This is a genomic window from Bacillus sp. CGMCC 1.60114 (assembly GCF_042676365.1).
Taxonomy (GTDB): domain Bacteria; phylum Bacillota; class Bacilli; order Bacillales; family Bacillaceae_G; genus Bacillus_A; species Bacillus_A rhizoplanae_A.
This window is the reverse complement of the sequence record NZ_JBHTHG010000118.1, coordinates 319,283-333,669: the sequence shown is the minus strand read 5'-3', so window position 1 is coordinate 333,669 and position 14,387 is coordinate 319,283. Positions and strand designations below refer to the sequence as shown.

Sequence of the window (14,387 nt, the reverse complement as noted above, 5' to 3'; positions counted from 1 at the left end):
TTCTAACTTGGCTACATTATACAAGGCAAATAAGAAAAAAACCAGCATAAAAATGCTGGTTAAAAATCAAAATAATTTCGCTTTAATAAACGTGGACGCTCCATAAGCTCTGTATATGTGACTTGTTTTGGCAAATCTTTCGTATAAATCAAAAAGAGCTGATCTTCAATTTCTTTCACAATATCCTCTGATTGATAATGCATTCCGCAATTTTGACATGCGATACAAGGTGTTTCTTCAATTGTAACTGTTTTTGTTCCATCTGGTAATTCCCAGTATACAGTGTTTACACTTTCAATTGCTTCCTCACCTTCACACCACATACATCTCATACTGCATCTCCCTCAGTTTTTGTGCTCTCATCTAGTTTTGCCATTTGCGCTTGAAATTTTTTATCCTTCAACTGGTCACGCTTGTCACGTTTATCTTTTAATGAAGCATGTGTTGTATTTGTTTCGTAATCTTTACGGCGATTCATACGCTGCAAGCCTTCTGGTACTAGATTAAACTTCTTATCGCTCATCAGCGCTGCGATTCCTACATCAGAACGCTTTTCTTCGTAAGTTGGATAAATTTCTTTAAAGTACCCTTCTGCTCTGCCTGCTACATAATTCTCTGGCTCTGGATACGTTGTAATTACACCTTCAAAGTTACGAAGAACAACTTTATCAGCGCTTTGTGAAATAATGTAGTTTGGCTGAACGGCAATTTTACCACCGCCACCCGGCGCATCTACAACAAATGTTGGCACTGCATAACCAGACGTATGTCCACGTAAGCCTTCAATAATTTCAAGACCTTTGGAAACTGGTGCACGGAAATGGCCAATTCCTTCAGATAAGTCACATTGATAAATATAGTAAGGACGCACGCGAATTTTTACTAAATCATGCATCAATTTTTTCATAATCGGTACGCTATCGTTAATACCTGCTAAAATAACAGCCTGGTTACCAAGTGGTACACCTGCATTTGCAAGCATTTCACAAGCAAGTTTTGATTCTTCCGTGATCTCAATAGAAGTATTAAAGTGTGTATTTAACCAAACTGGATGATATTTTTTAAGAATATTGCAAAGGTTTTCTGTAATACGCTGCGGAAACACAACTGGAGCTCTCGTTCCAATACGGATAATTTCCACATGCGGAATTTCACGTAAGCTCTTTAAAATGTACTCTAAAATATTATCGTTAATTAGAAGGCCATCACCGCCAGAAATTAAGACGTCGCGAACTTGCGGCGTTTCGCGAATATATGCAATTGCATCATCTAATTGTTTCTTCGGAACACCCATTCCAATTTGTCCACTAAAACGACGGCGTGTACAGTATCGGCAATACATAGAACATTGATTTGTTACTAAGAAAAGAACACGGTCTGGATAACGATGTGTTAATCCTGGAACTGGTGAATCTTCATCTTCATGAAGCGGATCTTCTAAATCGTACTTCGTTTTATACAATTCCTCTGAAATCGGTACAGATTGCATACGAATCGGACAACGCGGATCATCTGGATTCATAAGAGATGCATAGTATGGTGTAATGTTTAATGGAATTGTTTTTGTTGAAATTTTAACACCCTCTTCTTCTTCTGGTGTTAAATTGATTACTTTCTTTAAATCATCTAATGTTTTAATTGTATTTGTTAATTGCCAAATCCAATCATTCCATTGTTCCTCTGTAACATCTTTCCATAATTCAATCTCTTTCCAATGACGATTTGGTTTATATACGTCGTGTAACATTGCAATTCCCCCTTTTTTTCAAACGCTCGCTATTTATTAAAGCAATTATCATGCCAACTATAACTATTAGATCTAAGTTTCTATTTATCTCTACTAGTACAACCTTTGCTATTACACGTTTCTTTACTATAAAAATATCGTTTTATACAGAAACTAAACGAAATAATTAACAGAAAAAAGTGAATTTTCTTTTACTTTCTATATATGTAATTGCTTTTTTATTGGTGCAAACGCACAAAAGCTGCCAATTATTCGGCAGCTTTCGCATTTTTATTTAGTTTATACTGTAAAGTTTGTCTTGGAATGCCTAACAACTTTGCAGCTTGCAGAACATTTCCTTTCGTTTCTAACATTGCTTGTTCAATCAATTCTTTTTCCGTTTCATGAAGCGCCTCTCGAAGTGGTAATATCGGCTTTTTCTGCGGATTCGGCACTTGTCGAAACGAACGCGGTAAACAAGATAACGTTAATGTTTTCCCTTCTGCAACAATGACCGCATGTTCTATCATATGCTTTAATTCACGCACATTACCTGGCCAATGATACTGAAGCAATTGCTTTTTCGCATCTTCATTCATATCAATCACATGCTTTTTATATTCCTCGTTATAAGCCTTCAAAAAGTGCGGGACTAACAATAAAATATCTTCTTTTCGCTCGCGAAGCGGTGGAATATATAAAGAAAACACATTTAATCGATAATATAAATCCGTACGAATTTTATTTTCACGAAGGCACTCATCTGGAGGTTGATTCATTGCTGTAATAACACGTACATCAACCTTTCTTGTTTTGTTATCACCGATGCGGCGAATGACACCATCTTCTAATACTCGTAGCATTTTTGCTTGTAAATCTAAAGGCATCGAATTTAATTCATCTAAAAATAACGTACCACCATCCGCTAGCTCAAATAAACCTGCACGTTCTATGGCACCTGTATAACTACCTTTTGTTGTTCCAAACAGTAAACTTTCAAGTAATGATTCTGGTAAAGCAGCGCAGTTTTGAGCGATAAATGGATTATTTCTTCTTTTCGAAGCTTCATGTATCGCTTGTACAAATAACTCTTTTCCCGTTCCCGTTTCACCGTAAATAAGTACGTTCGCATTAGTGGTAGCAACCTTGTGTGCAAGCTGTTTCGTCTGCAAAAAGCGCTTATCATTCGTTATAATCGTATCAAATGCTACATGCCTCTGCTCTGTTTTTTTCGCTGGTGATCGCCTCATTTTTGACTGCAAATCAGCAATACTTTCTGTCAGCTTTTGAATGGTAGAGTAATCTTTTGCAATCTCAACAGCGCCAGCAATGCGCCCTTCTATAAAAATAGGAAGCGTTGTATTTACCGTATAAACATCTTTCCCACTTTGATTTTGATATCGCTGCACTTGATGTAGGATTGGCTTTTTCATTTGCAGTACCTTTAGCAATGTACTCGTTTCTGGCGTTAACGAAGGAAACGCTTCTAATAAATACTTACCAAGTACATCTTCTACATTTGATCCGTCATGTTTTGCTGCTACTGTGTTATAAAAAATCGTAACCCCTTTTTCATCTACTGCATGAATAGCTTCATCAATACTACTTAAAATTGCTTCAATCACTTCTTGTGTTGAAATCGCCAGCAACGTATTTCCCTCCTTTGCTAAAAAATCAGCAATTATCGTGCCGAATTTTTAGCACCTACCGGTAAAATGAAACTCCCATCAGCAAGGGCTTTTCATCCCCAACTTATGGAAGTTGAATAAATTGATTCTTTACGAACCTTTATTTCTATTCTGTAATGTCTATTAAATACGAGATAAAGTAAAACCTCCCTCAGTAAGGGGCTTATTGCCCGTTAATGTGGGATAGATCTTTTACCCAAACGTTCATATCCTCTAATTTATCGAAAATATAACAGTTATTCGCCAGTCTGCCTGTGTACGTATATCCAAGCTGATAAAACGCTGCATTCATACCAAAAGAAAGCGACCGTGCAATTGTATACGAACAAAAAATAGATCTATCCCGCAGCTCTTCTTCCAACTTCATAAGTAAGCTTTTCATGAATCCATGCTTTCGATACTCTGGTAATGTTGCACAATTCGTCAACTCCGCGTTTCCTTCTTTTACATTCATTTCTGCTGAAGCTGTGCTAATAATCTTTCCTTCCATTTCATACACATAATAAATCGTATCTTCCTTCATCGTTTTCACGATATAGTCTGCTTCGTTCAAAGGTGTTGGGTAAATCTCAAATACTTTTCCAAATACGTCCGCAAGCTGCTGTGCATCTTGTTCTGTTGCTTTTCGCAAAACAAACTGTGCTGGTATTTCCTTTTCTATTACTTTTTTCGCATTTACACCACTTATAATTTCATCTTCCTTCACCCACTGCACACTATTACGGCGTTCATCATCCCGATATTTCACCATAAAAAATGCATCATGCCCTTGGAAGTATTGCGGAATACTAGCTTCAAGCATAAAGCCAAGAGAGAGCCACGCAGGAACGTGCTCTCTTTTTCCTTTTATAATTAATTTAGTGAAAGAATGAGAGTTTGCGAGTTCTTCCACTTTACGCATTACTTGCTCGACATTTCCTTTATAATGATCAACACGAATACGCTTATTAAAATAATCTAACGAGCATTCTAATGTATAGTACTTCGTCTGTTCTGCAAATTCTTCATAATATTTCATTCGTCCACCTCGCACCAGTCTAGTAATGTACATGCGATAATCTTTGCCGCTGCAATCATTTTGTCAATTTCAATATATTCATTTGGATAATGGGCAACTTTCGTTTCACCTGGACCAAACACGATAGTTGGAATATTCGCGATTTGTGTAAATAAACCACCATCTGTTCCCCATGGCGATGCCTCAACAATCGGTTCCGCGCCTTCAATATGCATAAAATTGTCCTTCAGCGTTGTAATAAGCGGATGCTTTTCCTCTAATTCGCCCGGAACCCAACGTGCGCCAAACCATTCTATTTCTACCGGGTGTTCTATAAACCATGGATCTACCTTACTTAATTGTCCTACCCAATTTTCAAACTCTATTTTTGCTTCCTCCATACTTTCATTCGGTGCAACACCATATCTGCCTTCTAAAGTAATAAAATCGGGCACAGAACTCGGCCAACTGCCACCTTCAATTTTCCCGATATTAATCGGAATTGGAATTGGAATTCCTTTATATAACGGATCTGTAATTCTTTCATTTCGTTTTTCTTCTAACTTTCTCATATGCTCTACAACAAGCATACTTTTCTCAATGGCACTCACACCTTCATAACGCGTACCACCATGAGCCGCTTTCCCTTTTACGAATAAACGAAACCACATTGAACCTTGTTGTTTCGGAAAAAATTTCATGTTTGTCGGCTCTGGGATAATTACACCATCCGCCTCGTAACCTCGTAAAATTGCTGCAAGCGTACCTGCACCACCGCTTTCTTCTTCTATTACACTTTGAAAATATATATCTCCTTTTAAACGGATTCCCGTTTCTATAATTGCTTCCATCGCCAGCATGAGCGCAACATTACCGCCTTTCATATCTGTTGTGCCACGCCCATATATACGATTCCCAACTTGTTCTCCTGCATATGGATGATGATCCCACTGGTTTAAATCTCCTTCAGGCACAACATCGATATGCCCATTTAAAATCATTGACTTTCCGCCGCCACTTCCCTTTAATGTCGCCACAATATTCGGACTATCAGTAAAGTTTGTGCGCGGTGAAACGAAATATGGATGATCTTTCAATTTCGTAAATGAAGGCTCCCAAATATCCAAATCTAAACCAAGTTCACGCAACTTTTCAATCACAACCGCCTGCGCGCCGCTTTCATCCCCGCTCGTACTTTTCTCTTGGATTAAACGTTTTAATAATTTCACACTCATATTTTCATTAGTTTCAATATATTCACACACTCGTTTTTTATATTGCTCCAATTGTTACATCTCCTTTCATTCAATTACTAGTAAAGATGGACTCACATGAAAAGCAGCTTCTGTGCATTTTTTTACATCTTCTACTGTGTACGGACTCATCAATTCTTGCAACACTAAGCCTTCCGGCGTTACTTCCATTACTGCCATGTCTGTAATAATTACATCAACACATCGTTTTGACGTGAGCGGAAGTGTACACTCTGAAACAATTTTCGCATTCCCATATTTATCAACGTGATTCATCACAACGACAACACGCTTTGCCTTTTGTGCTAAATCCATCGCCCCGCCAATACCTGGTACACGCTTACCTGGTACAATCCAGTTTGCTAGATCTCCGTTTTCACTTACTTGCAATGACCCAAGAATTGTAATATCAAGCAACCCTTTTCGAATCATCCCAAATGCCATGCTGCTATCAAAATAACTAGCCCCGGCAATAATTGATGTTGGCAATCCAGCCGCATTACATAGATTCTCATCTTCTTCACCCTTTGCTGGTGTCGGCCCCATACCAACAATGCCATTTTCCGCATGAAACATAACATGCATATCATCTGGCAAATGATTCGGAACAAGAGATGGAATACCAATCCCTAAATTAACAATCATTCCATTTTGAATTTCCTTTGCAGCACGCTTTGCAATTTTATTACGAATCTCTACTCCCATGCCCATTTCCAATTCACTCCTCCCGATGGAACGATATAATCAACAAATACACCAGGTGTTATAATTTCTTCTGGATCTAGTGCCCCAAGTGGAACAATTTCTTCTGCTTCCACAATCGTAATATCCCCAGCCATTGCAACGTGTGGATTCATATTGCGTGCACTTTTATCAAACACAAGATTACCAAACGGATCCGCTTGTTTCGCAAACACAATGGACACTTCCGCTGTTAATGCTGTCTCAATTAAATATGTCTTCCCATTTATTTCAACAGTTCGTTTCCCTTCTTCTACAATCGTATCCATCCCAACATCAACAAGAACACCACCAAGCCCAACACCGCCAGCTCGAATTCGTTCTGCTAATGTACCTTGAGGAGAAAATTCAATATGTAATCTTCCTTCATTTAATTGCCGTCCTGCATTTGGATTTGAACCGATATGCGATGTAATTAACGACTTTACACGCTCATTTGTCACAAGGCGGCCAATTCCCACATCAGGAAAACCAGTATCATTACCGATTAAATGTAAATTGGTAATTCCTTTATCTAAAATCGCTTGAATTAAAGAGGGAGGAGAGCCAATGCCTCCAAATCCTCCAAACATAAGTGTCATCTCATCATGAAAATATGGCATAACATCTTGCACTGATTTTAATTTCCCAAATGCGTTTGTAATAGTTGTCATACGATACTATGCCCTCCTTTTTGAGTTATTTCCTCTACACTTTTCGCAAAAATATGAAGTAACTCATCAAGCTCTTCATATGTAGTAGTAAGTGGCGGTGCAACTAACAATGCACTATCTTCTTTACCTGCTTGTCCTGATACAGCTTGGTATAAAAGAAGACCATTTTTCGCCGCAACTGAAATAAGTTCAGACGCCTTTGTAAACGGTTGCAATTCTACTCCAATCATCAAACCTTTCCCGCGTACATCAGCAATAATTGTCGATTCTTGCTGCACTTTTTGCAGCCCTGCGATTAAATACTCTCCTTTTTCAGCAGCCGCTTCTGGTAAACGATGCTTCTCCGTATATTCAATCACCGCTAAAGCTGTCGCAGCGGAAAGTGGATTTGCACTTAATGTATGTCCACTCATTACAGAACGAGAACCACGCAGAATTGGTTCCATCACGCGATCACTTACCATAGTTGCTGCCATCGGTGTATAGCCAGCTCCTAATCCTTTTCCTAGCGTCATAATATCCGGCTGAACACCCCAATGTTCCATCGCAAACCATGCACCAGTACGGCCAAGTCCTGTCATGACTTCATCAGCAATAAATAAAATATCATAATGCTCACAAATGTCCTTAATCACTTTATAATAATCCTTCGGCGGTACAATTGCTCCCCCAGCTGCACCGATAATTGGCTCAGCAATAAATGCCGCAATATGCTCCGCTCCAATACGTTCAATTGCTCTCTCTAACTCTGTTGCACATGCAAGTTGACATGTAGGATACACCTTTTGTACTGGACAGCGGAAACAATATGGTGCTGGTAATGTCGGATAATCTTCCAACATGGAAACAAAGCGTTGCCTACGCAGCGGATGCCCAGATAATGATAATGCTCCCATCGTAATTCCGTGATAACTCATCCAGCGTGACAAAATTTTATTTTTCCCTTGAATACCGCGCTCTTGAAAATGTTGAATCGCAATCTTCATTGCCGTTTCATTTGCCTCTGTACCGCTATTAACGAAAAAACTCCAATTTAAATCCCCCATATTTAAATCGCTCAGCTTCTTCGCAAGCTTCTCTGCCGGCTCACTCGTGAACTGTGAACGATATACAAATGCAATCTCCTCTGCTTGCTGCTTAATAACTTCAGCAATCTCTTTTACGCCATGTCCGATACTTGCCGTAATTGCCCCTGACGAACCATCAAAATATTTATTACCGTTTTGATCATATAAATATACACCTTCCCCATGCGAAATCATCGGATAAGGTTGACCAACAAGTGGTTTAATTAAGTAATCGCGCATGACGCTTCCCCCGTTTCTTCAACTCATATGTAAATATAAAGAAAATCAACTTTTCTCTCATAAAAAAAGAACTCTCTGCCTATGCAGTGAATCTATTAAAAAGCCATTATTATAGAATATAAAAATAAATGCATAAAAATGAAATAGAAAGAAATTTCAGAAATAACTGAGTAGAAGTCAACAATATTCTCTCTACATCCCCCTCCTTACACAAACACCGCCAGTAACTAAAAAATCCCTCTTACTCCTCTCTTCTAAAATAACCTTCGAAGTAAAAACATGTTGTTAATGTGTAAACTTCGACAACCCTCTAGTAAATCTCCTTCCTTCTTGGTCACTTTATCTCGTATACTTTCAAATAAATTTAGACAAAATTCAACAAGGGGAAATTTCCCATTAATCAATCATCTCCTCTCACTTCTTTAATTCTTAAAATAGAAACCGCATTGCTTCTTAGTGCAAAACGAAAGAGAGCCCTATGGCAAAGAACAACAGGTTAGTATAACAATCAAATTTTATTTCCTAACTTGAGATTTTTAATAAAGTGAAACTTCGATGGTGAGGGATTTCTTTACTTTTCTCTCAATCTTGAGGTAGGGGTCTTACTTCCAATGAATAACGGGATGAATTTATTTCTTCTACCTTTCCAACGCCTATAAGTGCTAAATTACATACTATGCTCTAATTCTTATAAATAGCTAACTATCAGTGATTTCCATTGTATATTATATTTTTAATAGACATGTAATTTCATTCAGTTGATGAATTAATGCTAAAAAAAACGATCTTATTCTATACAATAAGATCGTTTTTCTTCTATTATATATTACCCCACTACAACTTCTTCTCTTTTTTCTGTTTTACTCGTTAAATGCTCTACAATGTGACGAGCGATGTAAACGCCGCATGCGCTTGCTTGCGCTAGTCCGCGTGTTACGCCAGCACCGTCTCCGCCTAAGTATAAGCCGGAAATTTCAGATTCAAAATGTTCGGTTAGTTTTGGTCTTGCGGAGTAGAATTTCGCTTCTACGCCGTAAAATAATGTATGTTCAGATGCAATACCTGGTGTGACGTGATTCAATGCTTCTGTCATTTCAATTAAACTTTTCATTGTATTGTATGGCAATACAAGACCTAAGTCACCTGGTACTGCTTCTTTTAATGTCGGCTCAAGGAAACCTTCTTGAATACGCTTCGGTGTAGAACGACGACCTTTTAAAATGTCTCCGTACTTTTGTACCGTAACTCCGCCCATTGAAATACGATTTGCTAGACGTGATACTTCATGTGCGTATTCGTTCGGCTGATCAAATGGCTCTGAAAATTGATGTGATACTAAGAGTGCAAAGTTTGTGTTATCACTGCCAAGCGCAGGATCTTTGTACGCATGGCCATTCGCTGTCATAATACCAGAGTGGTTTTCAACAACAACGTGACCAGACGGGTTACTACAGAATGTACGTACTCGCGTTCCGACAGATGTATTGAATACGAATTTCCCTTCATAGAGATGCTTGTTGATTTCCTCCATCACAATGTTTGAAGTTTCAACACGAACACCAATATCAACTTGATTCGTGTTCATTTTTAAACGGCGCTTTTTCATAATTTTTGTTAACCAAGCAGATCCGTCACGTCCTGGTACAATTACTACTTTTTTCGCAGATAGCATCGTTCCGTCTTTTAAAACAATGCCGCGTACGACATGTTCATTCTCTACTTTTTCAGTTACAATGTCGTCTACTTCTATTTTAAATTTCATATCGATTTTCTCTTTTAAATATTCAAAAATGCTTTTTAAAATTTCTAAGTTTTGTTCTGTACCTAAGTGACGAACTTGTGCACGCAATAGTTTTAATCCCGCTGCATAAGCACGTTTTTCGATATCACGAACTTCATCCGTTAATGGATCTGTAATTGAAGTAGTTGCGCCGTGTGCTAAGTTAATTTCATCCACATATTTGATTAAATCCATTACAGTCGATGCAGATAAATAGTCTGTCATCCAACCACCAAATTCACTTGTAATGTTAAATTTACCGTCTGAATATGCCCCTGCACCGCCAAAGCCATTTGTAATTGAGCATGCCGGTAAACATCCTGCATGATCTTTCTTTCCAGCTGCAGGTGGACATTTCGTTATTTTCTTCTGAAGAATCGGACAATTACGGCGATAAATATCATGTCCTTTATCAATTAACAGAACTTTTGCGTCTGACATTTTAACAATTGTTTCATAACAAGCAAAAATCCCAGCAGGACCTGCACCTACAACAATTACATCATAGTTCGTATTCATGTATTCATTCCCCCATTGCATTCCTTAGAAAATCCTTACTAAAGGTATCATGTTCCATTTGGAATGTCAATGAATTTTACGAATTATCCGCAGAATGATAACGTTAATGTTCGTAAAAACATTATTATTTCCTCTTTTTTTGGTTAAATAAGGATTTAAACAAAGAAAGAACCGATTAATGTGTGATTAACCGGTTCACCATGACGCTCTTTCTAATTAACTAGAAGCGCACGCAAGTAGCTCCAATGATAATTAGTAAAATAAATAACACAACAACGATCGCAAAGCCATATCCACAGCCTCCACAGCCAAAACCGCCGCCGTAGCCATATCCACAACCATAGCCTGGATATCCTCCACCATAACCCCACATAGTTTTTCACTCCTTACATCCATTTAAAATAGTTTACATTGACAAAATATGTAGGACAAACCTCATTTTGTATGTGTGTTTGCCTAGAAATAAAAAAAATCTCCCACTTAGCTAAAGATTCCATCTCCTGCAAGATGAATATTTACAGGACTATGGTCGAATTTCGCAAGGCTAAATAATCCATATAATGTAATTTTTAAATATAGGATTACTGGTAAAGATAAAGTGAAACTTCCATCAGTAGGTTTTTCCTCATCTCCCCAGCTATCTTCTTCGCCTCTCTCTCAATCTTGAGGTAGGTCCTTACTACCCAAGAATAGCCGGATAATACAGAGACAAAATTTATAACGGTAAAAGAAAAAACGCAGCAATATGCTGCGTTTTTTCTTTATAAATATGGTAATGATAACCGTTTACACCGCCTGGCTTTTAGAAGAAAATTCACTCTTATCATCTTGTACTGATAAAGATCCATTAATTTTCTCAGCTTCTATCATGTATTCTGTATAACTTCCACTTCTAACTCCCCAATAATAAAAAACAAGTGCTATTGCTGTAATTAGAAGCATGTCCCAGCCATATGGTATTATATTTATTCCGCCAAATTTGTTACTACCAAGATACGAAATCGTTACCATACATAGTAAATATACAATTAACCAAATACTTGAACGGAACTGATTTTTAAATCCGCGCCATTTATTTTTAAATTGATAATAAAAATAAATCGGTAATCCAATTGCCATGATGAACAATACCTCACCTGTTAGTGGCCAGCGTGCCCAATACAAAGTAAGAGATGCAAAAACAAAACCACACGGAGCAATAAATTTAGCTCCCTTTAAACGAAATGGACGATATAAATGCCCCCCTGTACTTCGTAACGTCATCAATGCAATTGGCCCCATAATATAAGAAATCAACGTGGCAACTGAAATAATTTCAGCTAAAACGCCCCATCCGCGAAATAATATTAAAAAAAGAAAACATATACCTAAGTTCAAAATTAAAGCTGGACGTGGAACACCATACACAGGGTGTAAAACACCTAATTTTTTAGGAAGGTAACCATTTTTCTCCATTCCATAAACCATACGAGCTGTTGTTGCAGTATAAGTAGTTCCAGACCCAGATGGAGAAATAAACGCATCAGCATACAGTAAAATAACTAACCAATTCATTCCGAGTGCAATCGCCAAATCAGCAAACGGAGAATTGAAATTTAAATGATTCCATCCTTTTGCAATTACCACCGGATTTACTGCTCCAATGAAGGCAACCTGCAGCACAACATATACAACTGTAGCAATCAAAATTGATCCAATGACTGCAATCGGAATAGAGCGGTTCGGCTTATTCGCTTCACCGGCCATGTTGATTGGACTTTGAAATCCATTAAAGGCAAATACAATTCCAGAAGTAGCAACTGCCGTGAGTACACTTGCCCATCCATATGGTGCCATACCCTGTGAAGTTGTAAAGTTACTTTCTTGAAATCCGACAAATAACAAGGCACCAGCAGTAATTCCAGGCACAATAATTTTAAATATCGTAATCCAAGAATTTGCCTTTGCAAAAAAGTTAACTGTCCAATAGTTTAGGAAAAAATATACGAAAAGTAATACAGATGCAACGAGTAATCCTTTAGATGTTAGGACGTTATCATGTACAAGTGAATGTGTCCAACTAGCCCATTTCCAGGGCCATGTACTCATATATTGAACAGAAGCAATGGCTTCTACTGGAATCGTAGAAGTAATCGCAATCCAATTGGCCCACCCTGCCAAAAATCCAACCAATGAACCGTGGGAATACTGTGGATATTTTACCATTCCCCCTGTTTCAGGAAACATTGCTCCAAGTTCTGCATAAGACAATGCAATAAATAAAATAACAACCATACCAATCATCCAAGAAAATATTGCAGCTGGCCCCGCAATTTCTGCAGCCCTCCAAGCTCCAAATAACCATCCTGAGCCAATCATGGAACCGAGCCCCGTCATAGTAAGGGCAAACGTCCCCATCTTCCTGTGCATAGAATTCATCCCAATCTACTCCTTTTCTATTATAGAAAAATAAAAAGCACTTGAAAAAATATCAAGTGCTTGCCCAGGCGCGCGGCTCATAAATCCATATGCTCCCTCATGGTAATCCATGTTGCGCCAGTTACATATGGGAATTAAATTCTTTTTTCAATATACAATACTATTAGAAAATTAACAATAGCTTTAATACATTTTATATAATTCAAAAACAACACGTAATTATTTTTAGATAATAACAATTTACTATTTTATTTCTTCAAAGATATACAAAAAAATGCAGTTAAAGCATTCAGAAATCATTGATTTCCAAAAAGCTACTGTTTTTTTACGCAAAAATATTCGTTAACTTTTGCCTTAAAAAATCAATTGAGATAAGACTTTTTCCTCTCTCTTAAAAGAAATAATAAACAGTTATCAAGTACTTATGAGAATTGTACATGCATATAGTTGTAATGATGATGCTAGAGGAGGGAAAATAAATGAATCCATCTGAAGTAGAAAAGTATGCGCAGCAAGCTGCAATGTACGAGCACCTTGCTTGTTATTACAAATATATAAATCCACAAAAATATATGGAATTATATTTGAAACACTATGAAGTTATGAAAAAATTTGTACAGGCTTACGAGCAAAGCCGTGTATCATTACCACATTCAAGTGAACAATCATTACCATCTCACGTTCGAATCTTGCACGCTTCTCCTGATGCATCTACTGTTGATATTGTCATAAATGGACAAAAAGTGGTGAAAAACATTTCGTTTAAGCAACATAGTCCATACCTTTCACTTACACAAGGACAATACCGCATTGATATCGTACCTGCCGGTGATGAAACTCCAATCTTTTCAGCTCTCGTTCCTATAATGGGGAACCATGTATATACCCTTACGGCTGCTGGTAATGTTGATAAACTTCAACTGTTACCTCTCATTGATAATACACCTCTACCATACGGTCAAGCAAAAATACGATTCGTCCATTTATCTCCTGATACCCCCGAAGTAGATGTAGCTTTAAAAGATGGAGAAAAACTGTTCGAAAAGGTTGCATTTAAACAGGCAACAGATTACTTGCAAGTAAGTCCTGGCGTAGCAGATATAGAAGTATCAGTTACGGGAACAAAAAACGTTGTATTAACAATTCCCGAAGTAAAAATTGAGGCAAATAAAATTTATACAATTGTTGCACTAGGTTATGCAAATAAATCACCAAAGTTAGAAACCATATTTTTAACAAATTAAAAAGTCTACACTGCTGTCGCTGTGTAGACTTTTCTCCCGCATTAACGAGCAGTAATCCCCC

The 14,387-nt window shown here is 37.7% G+C and carries 12 protein-coding genes and 1 riboswitch; of the genes, 1 reads left to right on the top strand and 11 read right to left on the bottom strand.

The window, feature by feature from the left end:
* Positions 1–59: 59 nt before the first annotated feature.
* The 11 genes from ACFQZ1_RS22960 to ACFQZ1_RS22910 form a co-directional block, all read right to left on the bottom strand.
* Positions 60–332: a YokU family protein gene (locus ACFQZ1_RS22960; protein WP_377884453.1), complete on the bottom strand. Its 273-nt coding sequence runs from the start codon at positions 330–332 to the stop codon at positions 60–62.
* A complete protein-coding gene (gene kamA / locus ACFQZ1_RS22955) occupies positions 329–1,747 on the bottom strand; it encodes a lysine 2,3-aminomutase (protein ID WP_377884452.1) in 1,419 nt (472 codons plus the stop codon). The genes ACFQZ1_RS22960 and kamA overlap by 4 nt, the downstream gene beginning before the upstream one ends.
* A gap of 248 nt (positions 1,748–1,995) precedes the next feature.
* Entirely contained in the window at positions 1,996–3,375 is a 1,380-nt protein-coding gene (locus tag ACFQZ1_RS22950; RefSeq protein WP_377884451.1) for a sigma-54 interaction domain-containing protein, read from the bottom strand.
* Positions 3,376–3,577: 202 nt separating this feature from the next.
* Positions 3,578–4,432: a putative beta-lysine N-acetyltransferase gene (ablB, locus tag ACFQZ1_RS22945; RefSeq protein ID WP_377884450.1), complete on the bottom strand. Its 855-nt coding sequence runs from the start codon at positions 4,430–4,432 to the stop codon at positions 3,578–3,580.
* Positions 4,429–5,697 carry a peptidase gene (locus ACFQZ1_RS22940; protein WP_377884449.1) on the bottom strand — a complete coding sequence of 423 codons (1,269 nt, stop codon included), beginning with the start codon at positions 5,695–5,697 and terminating at the stop codon, positions 4,429–4,431. Before ACFQZ1_RS22940 ends, ablB begins: the two co-directional genes overlap by 4 nt.
* Positions 5,698–5,712: 15 nt before the next feature.
* The gene (locus ACFQZ1_RS22935; RefSeq protein WP_377884960.1) at positions 5,713–6,375 is read right to left on the bottom strand and encodes a CoA transferase subunit B; all 663 of its coding nucleotides are present in this window, start codon (positions 6,373–6,375) and stop codon (positions 5,713–5,715) included.
* On the bottom strand, positions 6,360–7,058 hold the full coding sequence (locus ACFQZ1_RS22930) for a 3-oxoacid CoA-transferase subunit A (RefSeq protein ID WP_377884448.1): 699 nt from the start codon (positions 7,056–7,058) through the stop codon (positions 6,360–6,362). The genes ACFQZ1_RS22935 and ACFQZ1_RS22930 overlap by 16 nt, the downstream gene beginning before the upstream one ends.
* Positions 7,055–8,365, bottom strand: a complete 1,311-nt coding sequence (locus ACFQZ1_RS22925; protein WP_377884447.1) for an aspartate aminotransferase family protein — start codon at positions 8,363–8,365, stop codon at positions 7,055–7,057. The genes ACFQZ1_RS22930 and ACFQZ1_RS22925 overlap by 4 nt, the downstream gene beginning before the upstream one ends.
* Positions 8,366–9,191: 826 nt before the next feature.
* Positions 9,192–10,664 (bottom strand): NAD(P)/FAD-dependent oxidoreductase, encoded by a 1,473-nt coding sequence (locus ACFQZ1_RS22920; RefSeq protein ID WP_377884446.1) that lies wholly within the window; start codon positions 10,662–10,664, stop codon positions 9,192–9,194.
* Positions 10,665–10,884: 220 nt separating this feature from the next.
* On the bottom strand, positions 10,885–11,037 hold the full coding sequence (locus ACFQZ1_RS22915; RefSeq protein ID WP_377884445.1) for a YjcZ family sporulation protein: 153 nt from the start codon (positions 11,035–11,037) through the stop codon (positions 10,885–10,887).
* A 413-nt stretch (positions 11,038–11,450) separates the two neighbouring features.
* Positions 11,451–13,082, bottom strand: coding sequence for a glutamate/serine transporter AimA (locus ACFQZ1_RS22910; protein WP_377884444.1), 1,632 nt, complete (start codon positions 13,080–13,082; stop codon positions 11,451–11,453).
* A 55-nt stretch (positions 13,083–13,137) separates the two neighbouring features.
* Positions 13,138–13,217, bottom strand: a riboswitch (ZMP/ZTP riboswitch).
* A gap of 344 nt (positions 13,218–13,561) precedes the next feature.
* Between ACFQZ1_RS22910 and ACFQZ1_RS22905 the strand changes: the two genes are divergently transcribed.
* The gene (locus ACFQZ1_RS22905; RefSeq protein WP_377884443.1) at positions 13,562–14,326 is read left to right on the top strand and encodes a DUF4397 domain-containing protein; all 765 of its coding nucleotides are present in this window, start codon (positions 13,562–13,564) and stop codon (positions 14,324–14,326) included.
* Positions 14,327–14,387 lie beyond the last annotated feature (61 nt).